17 protein-coding genes are annotated in these 18,233 nt (G+C 71.3%); 12 read left to right on the forward strand and 5 right to left on the reverse strand.

The annotated features are described in order from the left end of the window. Window positions 1-85: 85 nt before the first annotated feature. From QSK30_RS12105 to QSK30_RS12115, 3 genes are read left to right on the forward strand one after another with little or no spacing between them, the layout of a single operon-like run. Window positions 86-499 (forward strand): phage holin family protein, encoded by a 414-nt coding sequence (locus tag QSK30_RS12105; RefSeq protein WP_285502313.1) that lies wholly within the window; start codon window positions 86-88, stop codon window positions 497-499. Beyond that, window positions 496-816: a DUF3618 domain-containing protein gene (locus tag QSK30_RS12110; protein WP_285502315.1), complete on the forward strand. Its 321-nt coding sequence runs from the start codon at window positions 496-498 to the stop codon at window positions 814-816. The genes QSK30_RS12105 and QSK30_RS12110 overlap by 4 nt, the downstream gene beginning before the upstream one ends. 3 nt (window positions 817-819) lie before the next feature. Next, window positions 820-1,083 (forward strand): DUF4235 domain-containing protein, encoded by a 264-nt coding sequence (locus tag QSK30_RS12115; RefSeq protein WP_285502316.1) that lies wholly within the window; start codon window positions 820-822, stop codon window positions 1,081-1,083. Between the two features lie 53 nt (window positions 1,084-1,136). On the opposite strand, the gene QSK30_RS12120 is transcribed toward QSK30_RS12115, so the two are convergent. Then, window positions 1,137-1,331, reverse strand: coding sequence for a hypothetical protein (locus QSK30_RS12120; RefSeq protein WP_285502317.1), 195 nt, complete (start codon window positions 1,329-1,331; stop codon window positions 1,137-1,139). A gap of 137 nt (window positions 1,332-1,468) precedes the next feature. Between QSK30_RS12120 and QSK30_RS12125 the strand changes: the two genes are divergently transcribed. Beyond that, on the forward strand, window positions 1,469-3,457 hold the full coding sequence (locus QSK30_RS12125; RefSeq protein ID WP_285502318.1) for a SpoIIE family protein phosphatase: 1,989 nt from the start codon (window positions 1,469-1,471) through the stop codon (window positions 3,455-3,457). A gap of 201 nt (window positions 3,458-3,658) precedes the next feature. On the opposite strand, the gene QSK30_RS12130 is transcribed toward QSK30_RS12125, so the two are convergent. Together QSK30_RS12130 and QSK30_RS12135 are read right to left on the reverse strand one after the other, a co-directional pair. Then, a complete protein-coding gene (locus QSK30_RS12130) occupies window positions 3,659-4,630 on the reverse strand; it encodes a TIGR03557 family F420-dependent LLM class oxidoreductase (protein WP_285502320.1) in 972 nt (323 codons plus the stop codon). Window positions 4,631-4,824: 194 nt separating this feature from the next. Beyond that, window positions 4,825-5,238 (reverse strand): hypothetical protein, encoded by a 414-nt coding sequence (locus tag QSK30_RS12135; RefSeq protein ID WP_285502322.1) that lies wholly within the window; start codon window positions 5,236-5,238, stop codon window positions 4,825-4,827. A gap of 1,162 nt (window positions 5,239-6,400) precedes the next feature. Between QSK30_RS12135 and QSK30_RS12140 the strand changes: the two genes are divergently transcribed. From QSK30_RS12140 to QSK30_RS12160, 5 genes are all read left to right on the forward strand, one after another. Then, complete coding sequence (locus QSK30_RS12140; RefSeq protein ID WP_285502324.1) at window positions 6,401-7,528, forward strand: carboxylate-amine ligase; 1,128 nt, start codon at window positions 6,401-6,403, stop codon at window positions 7,526-7,528. Between the two features lie 94 nt (window positions 7,529-7,622). Further along, entirely contained in the window at window positions 7,623-8,357 is a 735-nt protein-coding gene (locus QSK30_RS12145) for a class I SAM-dependent methyltransferase (protein ID WP_285502326.1), read from the forward strand. 94 nt (window positions 8,358-8,451) lie between these two features. Further along, window positions 8,452-9,948: a CYTH and CHAD domain-containing protein gene (locus QSK30_RS12150; protein ID WP_285502328.1), complete on the forward strand. Its 1,497-nt coding sequence runs from the start codon at window positions 8,452-8,454 to the stop codon at window positions 9,946-9,948. A 77-nt stretch (window positions 9,949-10,025) separates the two neighbouring features. Next, the gene (locus QSK30_RS12155; RefSeq protein WP_285502329.1) at window positions 10,026-10,631 is read left to right on the forward strand and encodes a hypothetical protein; all 606 of its coding nucleotides are present in this window, start codon (window positions 10,026-10,028) and stop codon (window positions 10,629-10,631) included. After that, window positions 10,628-11,980, forward strand: coding sequence for a calcium:cation antiporter family protein (locus tag QSK30_RS12160; protein WP_502871832.1), 1,353 nt, complete (start codon window positions 10,628-10,630; stop codon window positions 11,978-11,980). The genes QSK30_RS12155 and QSK30_RS12160 overlap by 4 nt, the downstream gene beginning before the upstream one ends. 1 nt (window position 11,981) lies before the next feature. Here QSK30_RS12160 and QSK30_RS12165 read toward each other — a convergent pair whose 3' ends face one another. Beyond that, complete coding sequence (locus tag QSK30_RS12165) at window positions 11,982-12,392, reverse strand: anti-sigma factor antagonist (RefSeq protein WP_285502331.1); 411 nt, start codon at window positions 12,390-12,392, stop codon at window positions 11,982-11,984. 170 nt (window positions 12,393-12,562) lie between these two features. On the opposite strand from QSK30_RS12165, the gene QSK30_RS12170 reads away from it, so the two are divergent. From QSK30_RS12170 to malQ, 3 genes are all read left to right on the forward strand, one after another. Further along, window positions 12,563-13,090: a hypothetical protein gene (locus QSK30_RS12170; RefSeq protein WP_285502333.1), complete on the forward strand. Its 528-nt coding sequence runs from the start codon at window positions 12,563-12,565 to the stop codon at window positions 13,088-13,090. Between the two features lie 98 nt (window positions 13,091-13,188). Next, window positions 13,189-14,544 (forward strand): DUF2867 domain-containing protein, encoded by a 1,356-nt coding sequence (locus tag QSK30_RS12175; protein WP_285502335.1) that lies wholly within the window; start codon window positions 13,189-13,191, stop codon window positions 14,542-14,544. A 908-nt stretch (window positions 14,545-15,452) separates the two neighbouring features. Further along, entirely contained in the window at window positions 15,453-17,312 is a 1,860-nt protein-coding gene (gene malQ / locus QSK30_RS12180; protein WP_285502336.1) for a 4-alpha-glucanotransferase, read from the forward strand. 236 nt (window positions 17,313-17,548) lie between these two features. Here malQ and QSK30_RS12185 read toward each other — a convergent pair whose 3' ends face one another. Next, window positions 17,549-18,130 carry a DUF7711 family protein gene (locus tag QSK30_RS12185; protein ID WP_285502337.1) on the reverse strand — a complete coding sequence of 194 codons (582 nt, stop codon included), beginning with the start codon at window positions 18,128-18,130 and terminating at the stop codon, window positions 17,549-17,551. Window positions 18,131-18,233 lie beyond the last annotated feature (103 nt).

Genomic DNA, 18,233 nt, shown 5'->3' on the forward strand with positions numbered 1-18,233 from the left:
CCGGCTTCCGGCTTACCCGGTACGGCCAGTCCCACACCTCGACGGTCGAGGAGTAGGTCGGGGCCATCGGGGGTAGGTCTGCGGCATGGATGAGCCGAATCGCACGGGACAGGAGCGTGACCTGTCCACGGGGGAGCTCGTCGGCAAGCTGGGCGAGCAGGTCTCCCGGCTCGTCCGCGACGAACTCTCCTTGGCCAAGGTCGAGTTGCGGGAGAAGGGGAAGCAGGCCGGGCTGGGCGCCGCGCTCGGCGGGGCCGCCGGGGTGGTGACCTGGTTCGCGGTGGCCGCGCTCGTGATCGCCGCCATCGCCGGGCTGGCCGTGGTGCTGCCCACCTGGGCCGCCGCGCTGATCGTGGCGGGCGCGCTGCTGGTGCTTGCCGCGGTGCTGGGCCTGGTCGCCAAGAACAAGATCGAGCACGCGACGCCGCCCATCCCGGAGCAGGCGATCGACAGCACCCGCCGGGACGTCGAGGTTGTGAAGGAGAGCGCTCACCGATGACGAAGCGACCGACCGAGCAGGACACCCTGCGCGCCGACATCGAGCAGGCGCGGGGGGAACTGGCCGACACCGTCGACGCCCTCGTGGCCAAGACCGACGTGAAGCGGCGGGTGGGGGAGAAGACCGAGCAGGTCAAGGAGAACCTCGTCGAGCGCGCGCACGAGGCCAAGGGCAAGGTCGACGTGCTCGCGGGCCAGGCGTCCGACCAGGCCGGGCAGGCCGTCGAGCTGGTCCGGCGCAAGCCGATCCCAGCCGCGATCATCGCCGCCGTGCTCGCGGCGCTGATCGCGCTGCTGATCCGTCAGCGGAGCAGGTGAACCATGCGACTCCTCTACCGACCGTTGAGCCTGCTCGTGAGTGTCCTGGGTGGACTGTTGGCCACCGCGCTGTTCAAGCGCGTGTGGAGCGGGGTGTCCGGGGACGAGGAGGCCCCCGAGGCGACCTCGCCGGACCACTCCACCCGCGAGGTGCTGCTGGCCGCGCTGTTGCAAGGTGCGATCTTCGGCGTCGTGAAGGCGGGTGTCGACCGAGCGGGCGCCAAGGGGTTCCGCAAGCTCACCGGGGAGCACTTGGACGACAAGTGATCGCCACGTGATCCCCGGCGCGCCGCTCGGTCGGGCCAGTCAGGTCGGCCAGGTCAGTCCGGCGGTTCCGGTGTCGTCTCCTCGACGCTGGACACCGCCGTGGTCTGGTCCGCGGCGAGGTCGACCTCCCGCACTTCCACCGGCACGCTCCCGTGGGTGCCCTTCGTGGCGTACTCCTCCAGTGGCGCGGTGCTGCGGGTCAACAGGTCGTCCTGGTCGTCTTCTGATTGCTGCTCGTGTTCATTCACCCCGGCGGGGTAACCCGTGTGGTCGTCGGTCACACCTGGCTCGCGGTGTTGCGTGCGGCGGTCGCGGGGTAGAGGCTGGCGCCTGGGGACCGGCGGCCTGAGGGGGCACGACACTGCACGAGACGCACCCGACGGCCGTGGCCGCGCTCGCCTTCGAGGCGACACCGGCCATCGTCTGGATGTTCTCCGGCCCGCGGCACCACATCGTCGCCGCCAACCGGATGGCCAGGGCGAGTGTCGGCGACCGCCCGGGCCTGATCGGCACCCCGGTCCGCGAGGCCGTCCCCGAGGCCGCGGGCCAGGACATCTTCGAACTCCTCGACGAGGTGGCCCGGACCGGGCAGCCGCGGCTCGGGGCCGAGCGCCGGGTCGTGGTCGACCTGACCGGCGACGGAACACTGGTGGAGGGCTTCTTCACCTACAGCGTCGTGCGCGCCCCGGGCGCCGATGGCACGCCTGTGCTGATCGCGCACGCCGTCGACGTGACCGCCTCCGTCCAGCAGCGCCGGGCCGCCGAGGTCGAGGTCGCCGAGGTCCGGGCCCGGCTCGACGCCGAGTACAAGGTCGGCCTGGAGCTGCAGCGCAGCCTGCTGCCGGTCGGTCTGCCGCTGCTGCCCGATCTGGGCCTGAGCGCGGCCTACGTCCCGGCGGGGCGGTGGCGCGCCGCGGGCGGCGACTGGTACGACGTCGTCCCGATGCCCGGCGACCGGGTCGGCCTCGTGCTGGGCGACGTGGTGGGCCACGGGCCGACCGCCTCCGGGGTCATGGGCCAGCTGCGCGCGGTCGCCGCCGAGCGGTTGGTGCGCGGCGGCGCGGTCAGCGAGGTCCTCGACGCGCTCGACGCACTGGCCGAGATGGCGCCCGACGCGCGCGGCAGCTCGGTGTGCGTAGCGGTGTACGACCGGCTGACCCGCGTCTTGGAGCACGGCACCCGCGGTCACCCGCAGCCGCTCCTGCTCGCGGCCGACGGCACCACCCGGTTCCTCGACGGCCCGATCGGACCACCGCTGGCCTTCTCGGCGACCGCCTCGGCGGTCGCGTTCACCACGCTGAACCCGGAGGAGACGCTTGTCTTCTACTCCGACGGCGTGGTCGAGGCCCCCGGCCTGGGCTTCACCGAGGGCCAGGTCCGACTCGCCGAGTGCGTGGCCGAGGTGGCCCGCGAGCACGCCGACGGCGACCCCCGCGAGCTGGCCGACCGGGTGTGCACTGTGCTGGCGACGACCCTGGTGGACAACGACACCTCCCGCGACGACGTCACCGTGCTCGCCGCGACCGTGCTGACCGCGCCCGCGCCGCTGCTGGAGCTGGCTCTGCCCGGCACCCCCGACCAGCTCACCGTGCTGCACCGCGAGCTCGGCGGCTGGCTCGACGCGCTCGACGCGCACAAGGACGACCGGACCGCCATCGCGCTGTGCGTCGTGGAGGCGGTCACCAACTCCATCGAGCACGGCTACCGCGACCACAGCGGAACCGTGGCGGTGCACGGCGAGCTCGACGGCGTGGGTGGCGTGGTGGTCACGGTCACCGACTCGGGCACCTGGCGCGAGCCCGCCGAGCGGTCCCCCTACCGGGGGCGCGGGATGTTGATGATGCGCGAGTGCAGCGACCAGTTGCACGTCGACACCGGCGACGACGGCACTGTCGTGCGGATGCGCCGGGCCGTGCGCAGACCACCGGTGTCCGCCCCGCGCGCGGAGCCGATCGCGCGGCACAGCCCGGACGCGCGGGTGCGAACCGTGGTCGAGTCGGGTGAGCGCAACCGGGTCACGGTGTCCGGCGTCGTCGACTCGTCCAACGCCGGTGAGCTGCGCTCGGCCCTGCACGAGGCCGCCCGCAGCGGTTCGGGCGGCTGCTTGGTGGTGCTCGACGACGTGGAGCTGCTGACCAGCGCCGCCATGCGGGTCCTATACGAACAGGTGGCCGACCTGCGCGGGGTCGGCCGGGAGCTGATCTTGGTGGCGGCCCCGGACAGCCCGGCGGGCGCTGCGCTGACGGCGAGCGGCCTCGACCAGGTGCTACCGGTGGAGGCCACTGAACCGATCGATGGATCAACGTCAATCGATGGGTCAACGCCGATCAGTGGGTCATCGTCAATCGAGGGGTCGATGTCGATCGGTGGATGAGGATCGATCGGTGGGTCGACGTCAATCGGTGGATCAGACGTCGATCGGTGGATCAGGGTCGATCGGTGGGTCTGCGTCGATTGGTGGGTCAATGTCAATCGATGGACCAGCGTCAATCGATGGACCAGGGTCGACCGATGGACCAGGGTCGACCGATGGACCAGGGTCGACCGGTGGACCAGGGTCGACGGGTGGATCAGGTCAGGGGGCGGCTTCGCGCAGGGCGGGCAGCAGCTCCGACTGAGCGACGGCCAAGAACTCGTCCTGGTGGTCCCCGCCGATCTGGAGCAGCGCGATGTCGGTGAAACCGGCCTCCCAGAACGGTGCCACGGCCTTGACGACGGCGTCGACGTCGGCGCCACAGGGGATGCTCGCCGCCACGTCCTCCGGCCGCACGAACTGCGTGGCGCCCGCGAAGGCCGCGGTCCCCGGCAGTTCGGCGTTGACCTTCCAGCCGCCGCCGAACCAGCGGAACTGCTCGTGCGCCCTGGCCACCGCCGCGTCGCGGTCGCGGTCCCAGCAGATCGGGATCTGGCCGATCTTGCGGCTCTCCGCCCGGGCCACCCCGTCCCACGCCTGGCACAGCCCGGGATCGGGCTCGACGGCGACCATGTGGTCGGCCAGCGGTGCCAGCCGCCCGATCGACTGGTCCCCGGACACCGCGGCGGCGATCGGGACCCGGACGTCCGGCAGGTCCCACAGCTTCGCAGAGTCCACCCGGAAGTGTTGCCCCGCGTAGTTGACGTACCCACCGTCGAACAGCGCGGAGATGATGTCGAGCGCCTCGACGAGCGACTCGTGCCGCACGTTCACCGGCGGCCAACCGCGGCCGACCACGTGCTCGTTGAGGTTCTCGCCCGCACCCACACCAAGGATGAACCGGTTGCCGGACAACAACTGCGTGGTCGCCGCCTGCTGAGCCACTACGGCCGGGTGATAGCGCGTCGTCGGGCAGGTCACGTACGTCATGAGCTCGACGGCGTCAGTCACCTGGGTGACCGCCCCAAGCACACTCCACGCGTTGGGCGCGTGCCCCTGCTCGTCCAACCAGGGCGAGAAGTGGTCGCTGACAACCTCGAAGTCAAACCCAGCCACCTCGGCCGCGGGGGCATGGCGAACCAACTCGCGCGGACCCGCCTGCTCCGTCATCAATGTGTAGCCGAACCTGGTCACGGTCCTGTCCTCGTCACTGCCCTGTCACTCTTCACAGCCGCATCCTTCTCACTGTTCTACCCATCGGCACTACCCCTCGGCGCGCCTCACGTCTCGGTTCTACCGCTCGGTGTGGCCTGCTCGCTCGGCTCGCGTCCCCCATCGGTTCTATCGCTCGGTACGCCCCACCCCTTGGCTCTTGCGCTCGGCATGGACTACCCCTCGCGCAGCGCCTCGGCGACCGAGCCGCCCGCCTCGTCGGCGGATTGCCCGCGCAGCTCGGCCTGAGCCAGCACCGGGTCCACCTCCTCGGGGAACGGGACGTCCTCGCTCTGCCCGACGGCGTTCGTGTCGTCGATGTGCTCGTCGATCCGGTCGGACAACTCCGACAACCGCGCCCCCGGCCCCGGCGGCGGGGTGTCGGCGTCCACATCGGGCTCCTCGGCCGCCAGCCGGTGGTCGAGGTCCTCACCCTCCCGCTGCTCGGCCAGGGTGGTGCCGAACCGGTTCGCCCCCGCCCACCGCTCGGGCGGGTCCATGCCCTCCTCCAAGGGGTCGACCTTGAGGTTGTCCTCGTCGAGGGACTCGGCGCGACTGATCTCGTCCGCGCGGTAACCATCGGTGCTCATGGCCGGGACCTACCCTGCCACTGTCCGAGACAAACTCGTCTGACCGCTCAGCACCCACAACACCCCTTCCGACACTGCGTGCGCACTCAAGCTCTCCCGCTGTCGGCGCGCGCCGTTGCCACTGTGCCCAGCCAGGCAACCGTCGACCCGACGAACGACAAGGCTATGCAACACAACCACCGCGACTCTGCCTTCAAGCCCTGGCGACTTGGTTTGGGCGTGGTCAAAACTCGTCGACAAAACATGCCATCAGGGAGCCTCCCGCTGGGAATTGCCCCATCAGCGGTAGGAGGCAATCAAGTCCACCGAAAGTCTGTCAGGTAGCTGCAGAATAGAAGCGAATATTCGGAGGAGTAGTTGATTCAGCTCTGGCCTACCTCCTGATCAGGCATTCCAGTATTGGCGCGCCTCGCGCGGTACCACGCCAAGGCACCCGACGCGGCCACGCCGACGCCCAACGAAAGCGGAAGAACCGGTCAAGACACGCCGTCTTGGAACCCGGTCGGGCAGTCCTCGTGGCACTGGTACACGACGCTATAACCCTGTTGGGCAGCGCTGACAACGGCGTCATCGTTCGGTAGGAGGAGGTACCCTGATCCAATCGCGAACGCGGCCCCGGTGACCATCAATGTGTTGCGCCAATCAGGCGTCACAATTCTCCTCACATAGTTTCAGCGCACTACGAGCTTATGCCAATGGATTGTCCGGTCAGCGGCCAGGTCGTTGCGGCACTAGGTCGAAGCGCCGATGCCCGTGGCCGCGCTGATGTCAGGATCGTGCTGGAACTGATGGGTGTCAGCCGGGCACTGGTCGCCGCCGGCCTGGCCGTGGTGGTCGCGGCGGGGTTGTGGTGCCTCGTCGGTGTTCCGCACGCCTGGCCTATGCCCCGACACCGGCTGCGCTGCGGTAAGACCCGCTGGGGACCGCATCGACCCCGCAGCAGGTGCTGGCCGAGCGGGCTGCGCGCCAACCACCGCGGCCGCAGGTAGCACATCGCTTGGCGCCGGTGCTGCTCGACGCGGTGCGGGGCTTGGGGTTCGCGGTGCATCGACCGTCGCCTGAGGACGTCCGTGGCGCCAAACCCGACGCGAACCGGACAGTGGGTGATGTGGGCGCTGAGCGGGTACTCCTCCGCCAGCAGCGCAACCGAGGAGGACACCGAGTGGGGATCGAGGACTCGACCACGTTGACCGTGGGCGTGGAGGAGGAGTTCTTCCTGGTCGACCCGACCGGCAGGCTCGTGGACCAGGGGCCGGAGACCGCGGCGCGCGGGGCCGCGGCTGCTGAGGGGGATCCTGACCTGAAGCCGGAGTTGTTGCGGGCCATGGTGGAGTCGGCGACCGGTATCTGCCGGAGTGTTCAGCAGGTCGCCGAGGAGTTGACCGAGTTGCGCGGGGCGTTGGTGGGAGCGGCGCGTGAGCAGGGGGCGCTGCTGGTCGCCACCGGGACGGTGCCGCACCAGCAGCCTGACTTCACCCCGGTGGGTCCCGGTGCCCGCTACCGGCAGATCACCTCCCACGTCGGTGAGTTCATGTTCGCCGGGATGACCTGCGGTTGCCACGTGCACGTCGGGGTGGAGGACACCGCGACGGCGTTGCGGGCGGCCAATCACCTGCGGTTGTGGTTGCCTGCGTTGATCACCGTGTGCGCGAACTCGCCGTTCCACGACGGGCGGGACACCGGCTACGCGAGCACCCGCCACCTGCTGTGGGAGCGCTGGCCCTCCGCCGGTCCGCCGCCCTATTTGGACTCGGTGGAGCAGTACGAGGAACTGGTGGCGGACCTTCTGGCCACGGGGGCCATCCTCGACCGCAAGATGGTCTACTTCGACGTCCGCCCGTCGGACGACCAGCCGACGGTGGAGACGCGGATCAGCGACGTCGCGCCCACCCCGCGCGAGGCCGCGCTGCTGGCGGTGCTTGTGCGGTCCATCGTGGCCGAGGCCCTCGACAGCGATCGCGACTTCCCGCGCGTACCCACCCAGGTGGTGCGCGCGGCGCAGTGGCGGGCGGCCAAGGACGGTTGGGGCGCGGTCGTGCCCGACCCGTGGTCGGACGGCTACCGCCCCGCGCCGGAGATCTTCGCTGACCTGGTCGCCAGGCACGCACCCGCGCTGCGCCGCTCCGACGAGCTGGAGTTCGTGCGTTCGACGTTGTCATCGCTGGACGAGACCGGCGACGGCGCGACCCGCCAGCGGGCCGCCGGACTCGACGGCGTGGTCGCGATGCTCGCCGCGCAGACAGCGGGCACGAGTCCCTCGGACGAACCGTTGGAACGCGTCGCGCGCTGAGCACGGCGGCCGGCGAACGGGCTTGATCGCGGGGTGTCCCACAACCGTCGGTGATCTTGTGGCGGCTTGATCGATCGCTCGGCAGTATGGGGACATGCCCGCCGATCCCGAGAGTCGCGCCGCCGTGGCCGTGGAGAACGACTACGACAGCTTCGCCGAGGCGTACACGGTCGAGAACGACACCAGCCTCATCAACGCCTACTACACCCGGCCCGCGATCGTGGACCTGGCCGGGGACGTGGCCGGTCGGCGGGTCCTCGACGCCGGGTGCGGCTCCGGCGCCGTGTCCGAGGCGTTGCGCGAGCGGGGTGCCGTCGTGGCCGGCTTCGACCGCAGCGCGAAGATGGTCGAGCTGGCCCGGCGGCGGCTCGGCGCCGACACGGACCTGCGGGTCGCCGACATCGGCGAGCCGCTGCCCTACCTCGACGGCGCGTTCGACGATGTCGTCGCGGCGCTGGTGCTGCACTACCTGCAGGACTGGACCGCGCCGCTGGCCGAGCTGCGCCGGGTGCTCAAGCCCGGCGGCAGGCTGATCGTGGTCGTCAACCACCCCATCATGTACAAGATGCAGTACCGCGAGGCCGACTACTTCGCGACCAGCAAGTGGTCCGACGAGTACACCTTCAACGGCCAGCACGCCGTGCTCACCTACTGGCACCGGCCGCTGCACGCGATGACCGACGCCTTCACCGCGGCGGGCTTCCGCACGGCCGTCATCAGCGAGCCGCCGCCCGCGCCGGAAGCCCACCGGCTCTTCCCCGACGAGATGGCGAGGTTCCCCTCGGGAGCCTTCCTGAGCTTCCTGTTCTTCGTCCTCGAGACCGCCTGACCGCGACCCCGCGGAGCGCGGGTCCGGGGCTCTGTGGCCTACCCCGCCTCGGTCGACTCACGCGGGTCCGGCGATGCGGTGTCATAGTTGTCGGATGGCTACCCGAGTACGCGAGACCGAGCGCAAGTACGAGGCGGGCGTCGAGTTCGTCCTGCCCGACCTCACCGCGGCGGGACCGGTCCACACGTGCGACGGTCCCCAGCGGTCCCAGTTGGACGCCACCTACTTCGACACCGCCGACCTGCGCCTGGCCCGCGCGGGCATCACACTGCGGCGGCGCACCGGCGGCAGTGACGCGGGGTGGCACGCCAAGCTCCCGGTCGGCCCGGACGTGCGCGACGAGATCCGCTTCCCGCTGGGCAAGGGGAAGTCCAAGGTCCCCGCCGACCTGGCGGTGCTGGTCCGCGCGCACACTCTGGGCGCGCCGCTGGCCCCGGTGGTGCGGATCACCACCGAGCGCGACGAGTGGGAGCTCAAGGCCGCCGACGGCACCGTGGTCGCGCTGCTCGCCGACGACCGGGTCACCGCGCACCCGGTCGACGACGAGCCCCGGCAGTGGCGCGAGCTGGAGGTCGAGGCCACCGACCGCACCGTGCTCGACGCGGTCGGCTCCGCGTTGGGCGCGAGGCCCGCCAAGTCGACCTCGAAGCTGGCCCGTGCCCTGGGCAAGCGGGCCAAGGTGCGCGTCGCGGTGGCGCTCTCGGCCGACCCGACCGCCGCCGAGGTGGTCCTGCTCTACCTGCGCGCGCAGGTGGATGCCTTGCGCGCCAACGACACCGGCGTGCGGCTGGACACCGAGGACGCGGTGCACCAGTTCCGCGTCGCGTGCCGCAGGCTGCGCAGCGCGCTGCGCTCGTTCCGCCCGCTGCTCGACCGCGACCGGGTCACCGCGCTGCGCGCCGAGCTGAAGTGGCTCGGGGGAGAGGCGAGCGCGGCACGGGACACCGAGGTCCTGGAAGCCGAGTTGCGCGCGGAGTTGGCGCGGGTGCCGTCGGTCGACGTGCTCGGTGCCGTGCCCGCGCGGATCACCGCCGAACTGGGCCGCGCCGCCGCCGACGGGCGCGCCGCCGTGCTGTCCGCCGTGGACGGTGACCGTTACCTGGCCCTGCTGGCCGACCTCGACGCGTTCCTGGCCGACCCGCCGTGGACCCCCAAGGCCGACCGCCCCGCCGCGCTCGAGCTGCGCAAGCCGGTGCGCAAGGCGTGGCAGGCCCTCGCCGACTCGGTCGACGCGGTGGGCGAGGCCGCGGCGGGAACCGACCGCGACACCGCGCTGCACCAGGCGCGCAAGGACGCCAAGAAGGCCCGCTACACCGCCGAGGCGGTCGCCCCCGTGTTCGGCGGCAAGCTCGAGGCGTGGCGCGACCGGGTGAAGGCCGCCCAGACCGCGCTGGGCACCCACCAGGACGCGGTGGTCGCCAAGGCGGCGCTGCGCGACCTCGGGGTGCGGGCGCACCTCGACGGCGACAACGGCTTCACCTACGGGTTGCTGCACGCCCGCCAAGACGCCCGCGCCCACGCCGCCGAGGCGGAGTTCGCCAAGGCGTGGAAGCGGTTGCGCGGGTCGAAGGCGCCGCGCTGGCTGCGCTGAGCCGTCCGCCCCGCCGTTTTGCCCGCCGTCGCCGGGGGTATGTGAGGGGTGACCTGCCGTGTTCGGAAGGGGCCCTCGTGGATGACAGCACCTACGTCTTGTTCTTGGTCCTGGGCATAGCCCTGGTCCTGGTCGACGGCCAGATCATCTACCGCAGCGGGCTGCGGTACCTGTCGGACTCCTACGGCGAGGTGGAGTCGGCCCGCTCGATGGCCCGGCTGGTCTCGGTGCTGTTCCACTTCGCCGTGCTCGGCGTCGTGGCGCTGTTCTCCGCGATCGACTTCGGTGGCGACACCGTGCTGATGGCGATCGTGCGCAGGCTGGGCATCGTGCTCCTGCTCCTCGCCGTGGCGCACGGGCTCGCCATCAAGGTCCTCACCCGCATGCGCGACCGCCTCGACGCCGAGAACCTCACCAAGCAGCGCGCCGAGCACCGCCAGGACCACGCGGGCCCGATCGACGAGCCCACCCCGCCCGGGGGCGCGTTCGACATCGAGGCCATGGACCGCGCCAACGGCACCAGCGAGACCCGGTTGTCCCGGGCCCCCGGCGCCGAGCCGGGCCTGGACTCGGCACCTGCCCAGCCCGGCGGGGCCGCCGTGCCGCCCGGTGAGCAGGTCCCGGTCCAGGGGCGGCGCGTGCGCGCCCAGCCCGGCGGCGTGGTCGAGCCGGGGCCCCGCTGAGCGAGCGACCGCGGTCCGCCTCCCGGCGGGCCGCGGTTCCCCTTGTCGCCAGCGCGCTGTGCACCGCCCCCGGGGTCTACCTGGGGGCGACCGGCACCCACATCAGCCCACCGCTGGACGCGGCCCTGTTCGGCATCGCCGTCATCGGGGCCGCTTTCGTGCTGTCCTGGGTCGCCGAGGCGATCCAGCTCGACATCTCCCCGGGCCTGGCCATCTCGGTGCTGGCCCTGATCGCGGTGCTGCCCGAGTACGCCGTCGACTTCGTCTTCGCCTCCGAGGGCGGCCGCGCCTTCGCCGAGCACGGACCGTCCTGCCTGCCCCCGGACGCCGCCCCCGGGACCCAGTCCAGCTGCGGGCTGGCGCTGGCCAACATGACCGGCGCCAACCGGATCCTGGTCGGCGTCGGGTGGGCCGCGGTCGTGCTGCTGGCCGCGTGGCGGGTGCACCGCGACCGGCTCCGCGAGGAGGGCGCCGACCACCGCAAGGCGCGCAAGCCCTCCGAGACCGAGGTGTCGCTGCTGCGCACCGACGCCGTCCCGCTGGCGTTCCTGGCGGTCGCGACCCTGTACTCGCTCACCCTCCCGCTGCGGCACAGCATCACCTTCGTCGACGCCGCCGTGCTGGTCGGCATCTTCGTCCTCTACGCGATCCGGGTCGCCAAGGCGCCCGCGGGCGACCCCGACCTGGAGGGCGTCTCGGCGCTGCTCGGCGACCAGCCCAAGGTGCGCAGGCGGCTGGTGTGCGCCGGGCTGTTCGCCTTCGCCGCCGCGGTGATCCTGCTGGTGGCCGAGAACTTCGCGCACGCGCTGGTGGAGACCGGCACCGACATCGGCATCAGCCAGTTCTTCCTGGTGCAGTGGGTGGCCCCGCTGGCCTCGGAGGCCCCCGAGCTGCTGGTCGCCTGCCTCTACGCGTGGCGGCTCAAGACCACCGACGCGCTGGCCACCCTGGTGTCCTCCAAGGTCAACCAGTGGACGCTGCTGGTCGGCACGCTGCCGATCGTGTTCGCCGTCGCCGCCGGGTCCGCGTCCGGGCTGCCCATCGACGCCGCGCAGCGCGAGGAGCTGCTGCTCACCGCCGCGCAGTCGCTGTTCGCGGTGAGCCTGCTGCTGAGCCTGTCGATCACGGTGCGCGGCGCGCTGGTGCTGCTGGGCATGTTCGTCGCCCAGTTCGTGCTGGCCACCGTGCTGCCCGAGTCGGTCAAGGGCGTGGAGGTCGTGGCGCTGTCGGTGGTGTACATCGTGCTGGCCGTGCTGGTCGCGTTCCGCTCGCGCCGGCACGTGGTCTCGCTGCTGCGCGACGGCTACCGCACGCCCTACCGCGACCTGGCCGCCGCGGGGGAGCGCTGAGTCAGGGCGAGGTGACCACGTGCGGGGCCAGTGGACCGCTGGTGTCCACGTGCAGCCGGAAGGTGTCCCGCAGGCCGGTGACCTCCAGCGGGCGCAGCACCGCGCGGGTGGTGGCGACCAGCCGCAGGTCCACCGCCCGCACCCGGGCCAGGTCGCGCAGCTCCACCAGCACGGTCAGCCCCGCCGCCGCCAGGAAATCCACTTTGGACAGATCGACGACCAGCACCAGCAGGTCCGGGCTGTCCAGCGCGGCCCGCAGCGCGGTCCGGGTGGCGGGCGCGCTCAGCAGGTCGACCTCGCCGCGCACCTCGGCCAACACGGCCCACCTGCCGACCCGGGAGACGACCGTGGTGCTGGGCGCGCCGGGGAGTCGCGGTGCCGGGAAAGCGGGTGGCCAGGGGCGAGGAGCCATGTCGGCCTCGGTTCCGGGAGGTCGCGGAGAAAGTCCCCGAAGCATAGAGCACCTTTGCCGCCGGGCAACGACCTCGCGGGCGCTTCGCCCGAAGATCGCAGGGCGGGCGCGGTTGGCGGACCCCCAGCGGTGGTAGCCCGAAAGTGGGCGGTGACCTTCGAGGAGGACCCATGCTGCGCAGATTCGGCCAACTTGCCTGGTGCGCGCTGGCGTGCCTGCTCACTTTCGTGTCGATCGCGGCGGGGGTGCTGTTGTTGCGGTCGTGGACCCTCGTGTTCCTCACCGTGACGGCGACCTGCCTCGGACTGGCCACCGCGGCGGTGCTCGCCGAACGCGGCCGGGCCCCCGGCAGGCTGCCGACCATCGCGGCCTACCTGACCGCGCTGGTCGGCATCGCCGGGCTGTGCCTGCTCGTCGAGTGGGTCGCCTTCGCGCTGCTCGCCTGGTTCGCGGCCACCGCGGTACCGCTGTTCGGCAACCGGCTCATGAGCACTCCCCTGCTGTGCGCGCGCTGGGCGTCGAGCCTCGAGGCGCTGCGCGCGGCCGACACCCCGCAGCAGGCGGCGGCCATCCTGCGCGAGCGCGCCCGCTGCCTCGATGAACTGGAACGCCGCGACCCGGAGGGTTTCCAGCGCTGGTTGGCCACCCCTGACACCGACCCGGCCACCGTGCTCCGGCCCCGCGAGGGCTCGGCCTGACCCCAGGCCCAGCCGCGCGTACCCCGGTCTGACCGGCCGTGGCGGTGCTTCGCTGCGATAGTGGGCGGGTCAGCTTCCCGCGACGAGGGGATCACCCCGTGCCCAACTGCCTGGTCATCGGCGCTCGCGGCTACATCGGCACCCGCCTGGTCGACGCGCTGGTCGAGGCCGGGCACGAGGTCCGCGTCCTGGTCCGCGCCGCGGACGGCGTCCGCCCCGGCGTCGACATCGTCGAGGCCGACGCGGGCGACCCGACCGCGCTGGCCACCGCCATGTCCGAAGTGGACACCGCGTACCACCTCGTGCACTCCATGTCCGGCCCGGACTTCGTCAGCACCGACGACCGCATCGCGCACGCGGTCGCCACCGCGGCCGCCGACGCGCACATCCGCCAACTCGTCTACCTCGGCGGCCCCCGCCCCCACGACGACGACGTCTCCGACCACCTCGCCTCCCGCGCCTCGGTCGGCGACATCTTCCTCAACGCCCCCACCCCGGCCCTGGTGCTGCAGGCGTCCATGGTCATCGGCGCCGGTTCAGCCAGCTTCGAACTGCTCAACCGGGCCGCCCGCAGCGCCCCGTTCGTGCTGCGCCCGGCCTACCTGGACAACCGCAGCAGACCCATCGCCGTCCGCGACGTCCTGCACTACCTGGTGGACGCCGCCAAGGGCGCCCCGGTCAACGCCGTCGCCGACATCGCGGGCCCGGACACCATGACCTACCTGCAACTGATCCAGCGCTGCGCCCGCCTCTCCGGACTCCCGTGGCGCCTCCCGATCCCGGTAGCCGTCCTGCCCGCGGGACCCGCCGCCCTGGCCGCCAGCGCGCTGAGCCCACTGTCCGCCCCACTCGTCCGCGCGCTGCTCGACTCCCTCCGCCACGACCTGGTCCCCGACGCTGTACTGCCGCCACCCCCCGGCGGTGCCACCAGTGTCGACCGCGCCCTGCGGGAGGCCCTCGGCATCCCCGACCCCCAAGGCCCACCCACCACCGGCCTCCTGCGCGACCACAAGGCCACCACCGTCCGCGCCACCACCGACGCGCTCTGGCGCGAGATCACCAACATCGGCGGCCCCCACGGCTGGCACACCATCCCCGGCGTCTGGACCCTGCGCGGAGCACTGGACCACGCACTCGGCGGAGTCGGCCTGCACAAGGGCAGGCCAGACCACCTGAACGCGGGAGACGTGGTCGACACCTGGAGCGTGGTCAAGCGCGACGACACCGACCACGTGCTCCTACTACGAGCCGACATGCGCCTACCGGGAACGGCCTGGCTGGAACTGCGCGCGGTACCGGGGGACCGACCGGAAGAGTGCCGGTACGAGCAGACGGTGCTGTTCGAACCGAGCGGATTGGCGGGCAAGCTCTACTGGTACGCCCAGAAACCAGCACACGACATCGTCTTCGCCTTGATGCTCCAAGGCACTGCCAGAGCCGCGGAAAACCTCTAGCCGCTCCAACCCGCGCTCTGGACCTGCTTTATCTCCATCTTTATCTCTATCCCTTATCTCTAATCCCTAATTTCTACATACCGAGCCCGCTGGTACGCAACGCCCGTTACGTTTGTGCTCGATTGGGTGGACTGCCTTCGTGTGGGGGGAGGCGACCGCTAAACTTGCCTCAGTGGTGGGGATGCCCTTCTCCCCACGCTTTTTCCCCACGCGGTCGCCTAGGGGCCCCGCGCGAAGGCAGTCCACCCAATCGAGCCCCGCTCTTACTTGGGTAGCTCGTGGGGTGTGCCGCACGCCGACCTACGGTCGACCTGCATGGTGGCTCATCGCTGGGGTTGCCCGAGGAAAAGATGAGGGGCTCGATCTAGTGAACTCGCTTCGTGTGGGGCCCCTAGAGCACCGCGGTGGAGAGAAAAGGGCAGGGTAAGGGCATCCCCACCCACGGTAAGTTTAGCGGCACTCTCCCCCCACACGAAGCGAGTCCACTAGATCGAGCATCCGTAACGGGCGTTGCTTTCCAGCGGGGTCGGCCTATCCGCTGCGGTTTGCTGGGGGATGGGATTCTCTTGGGTGTCAGTGGGATCGGCCTGTCCGCTGCGGTTTGCTGGTGGACGGGATTCACTTGGGTTCTAGCGGGGGAGGGGTCTTCAGTTGCGGTCTCGTGGTGGGCGGGTGGTTGGGTGGGGTTGTCGGTCGGGTGTGGCGAGACTTGCACTTTCCAGGGCCGGGGTGGCTTGCCTTCCGGCGGAGGTGGGCTTTGTCGCCTGTCAGCGGGGTCGGTTCGCACGTGTCCCCGCTGATCGGTCCCACGATGCGAAGATCCACTAGAGGTTCACCCCGTGCTCTCGGCGGGAGCGGGGTGGGTCCGGTTGAATGATCGTCGGAACACTCCCGGCGAAAGGGTCCCTGTGGACGACCGATTGGCCGCGTTGGCTGCCGCGCACGGTGTTGCCGTGTCGTACGAGAACGGTGAGCGGCGACAGGTCGAGGTGGATCCGGCGGTGGTCTCGGCGATCTTGGCGCAGTTGGGTGCCGAGTCTGTGCCCGTGGCCGCCGTGCCCAGTGTTGTTCGGCAGGGGGCGCGGGTCGAGGTCGGTCGTGGGGAGGTGGTGCTGGAGGACGGTGGTGTGGTCGCTGTCGACGGCGTGCTGCCCGATCTCCCGCTCGGCTGGCACCGGCTCCGGGTGGGGGAGCGGGAGACGTCCTTGGCCGTGGCGCCGGTGCAGGTGCCGACGGTGCCGCGCACGTGGGGGTGGATGACTCAGCTCTACGCCCTGCACAGCCCGGATTCCTGGGGGATCGGCGACTACGCCGACCTGCGTGCGTTCGTCACCGCTGCCGCTCGCGATGAGACCGGTGCGGTGCTGGTCAGTCCGGTCGCGGCCGGGGCACTGACACATCCGGTGCGGAAATCGCCGTACTCGCCGTCCAGTCGTCGGTTCCTGAACCCGTTGCACCTGGCTGTCGCCGAGACCGCCGAGTTCCGAGCGGCTGACGCCGACGTCCGGCGGCGGGTGCTGGACCTGCGGCCGGAGCTCGGTGCGCAGATCGACCACGACGCGGTGTGGCGGGCCAAGACTGCCGCGTTCGACCTGCTCGGGCCACAGTTGCCCGATCTCGCCGCGCTCGATCCGGCGCTGCTGGACTTCGCCACCTTCAGTGCGCTCGCCGAGGTCCACGGGCCGGATTGGCGTTCGTGGCCGCTCGACCTCCGTCACCCCTCCGGTCCACAGGTGGCTGCCGCGCGTCGGGAGCTGGCGTCGAGGGTCGCGTTCCACGCCTGGCTCCAGCTTCGCAGCGCCGAGCAGCTCGGTGCGGTCCGAGCGGCGGCGGCTGATCTGGCGGTCGGTGTGATCCACGATCTCCCGGTCGGGGTCGACCCGGGCGGTGCTGACGCGTGGTCGCTGCAGGATGTGCTGGCCTCGCAGGTCACCGTGGGGGCGCCGCCGGACGCGTTCAGCCCGCTCGGCCAGGACTGGGTGCTGCCGCCGTTCCACCCCGGGCGGTTGGCCGAGCACGGCTACCTGCCCTTCCGCGACATGATCCGTGCGGTGCTCGCGCATGGCGACGGCATCCGGGTCGACCACGTCGCGGGACTGTGGCGGCTCTGGTGGATCCCGCCGGGCGAGACGGCCGACCGGGGTACCTACGTGCACTACGACGCCGAGGCCATGCTCGGCGTGCTCGCCCTGGAGGCCCACCGCGCGGGCGCTGCCGTGATCGGTGAGGACTTGGGCACTGTGCCGGACTACGTCACCGACACGCTCCAAGAACGTGGTGTGCTCAGCTGCGCGGTCGCCTGGTTCCAGCGCGACAAGGACGGTGAACCGCTGCCCCCCGACCGCTATCCGGCGCAGGCGGCAGCCAGCATCTCGACCCACGACCTGCCCACAGCGCCCGGCTTCTTCGCCGACGAGCACGTGCGCGCGCGTGCGGAGCGGGGTCTGCTCACGGACGCCGATGCCGAGTACCGCAACGCGGCGAAGGAACGTACGGCGATCCTGCGGATGCTCACCGACGAGGGGTTGCTGGGCCCGGACCCGACCGTCGACGAGATCGTCCTGGCCCTGCACGCCATGCTGGCCAAGACGCCGTGTGCCCTGGTCTTCGCCTCGCCCTACGACCTGGTGGGTGAGGTGCGGCAGCCGAACCTGCCCGGCACGGTCGACCAGTACCCCAACTGGCGGCTCCCGCTACCGGTCACCGTCGAGGAGCTGTTCGCCCGCCCGGCCGTGCGCTCAGCCGTCGCCCTGCTCCGACGGCGCTGAGGGCGACCGCGCGGCCCGGCTGCCGCCTGCTACTTGACCGCGTCCTCCAGCTCCGGAACGGGACTCACGCCGTGCTCCTCGAGCAGCGCGGTGTAGATCGGGTTCGGGTCGTTCTCCGGCACGGTGTCCTGCTTCCCTCAGGCTGTCTTGACTAGCCAGGTGTAGCCATTCCGCGCGGGGCTCACACCTGGAATCGCCGGACAGTTGCCGGTTCGCAATACACCGATAGAGTGATCTCAGGTGACCTGGAGCAGGTCCAGGTAGCCGGTGCTCGCCTGCCACAGGGCGTCCGCCACCGGTTCCAACTTACCTGGGCGCCAGCGCCGGTCGGTGTACTCGGCGTTCCGGTCCCGGAGGCCGCGCAGGCTCACCGCCAGCTCGTCGGCCAGCCGCGCGCGCAGCTCCTCCGCGCTCGGCTCGGCCACCCGAACGGACTCACCATCACCTGCGGCGATCGCTGTGAGTGACATCTCCTCGACGCCGCCCGCCGCCGACCACACCAGCGCGGGCCGGTGCAGCACGTGGTTCCACACCGGTGCGCGCGCCGACCGCCAGTACGGCGTGACCGGCGTCTGCGGGAGGCGGGCCGCCGCCGCCCAGTGCCGCGCGCCGGACGGCTCGGTGCGCCACGGCACCTCGGGCAGGTCGACCACCAGGGCCACCGGGATCTCGTCCAGGTCGGCGGCCTTCCCGAGGACCTCGCCCGCCACCCACAGCGCCGACACCCGCAGCGGGAAGATCGACGCGGGCCGGGTCGCCATCTCGGCGCAGGTCTCGGCGAGGCTCTGCACGTGGTGCACGGCACGGGTCCACTTCACCCGCCCATCCTGCCGCACCACCCCGGCCCTCACCGTCCGCGACTGGTCGTTGACGGTCCGGCGTGAACGGACGTACGTTTGGATCAAGGTTGGTGCCCAGCGC

Source organism: Actinokineospora sp. NBRC 105648, assembly GCF_030269645.1.
In the GTDB taxonomy this organism is placed as follows: Bacteria; Actinomycetota; Actinomycetes; order Mycobacteriales; family Pseudonocardiaceae; genus Actinokineospora.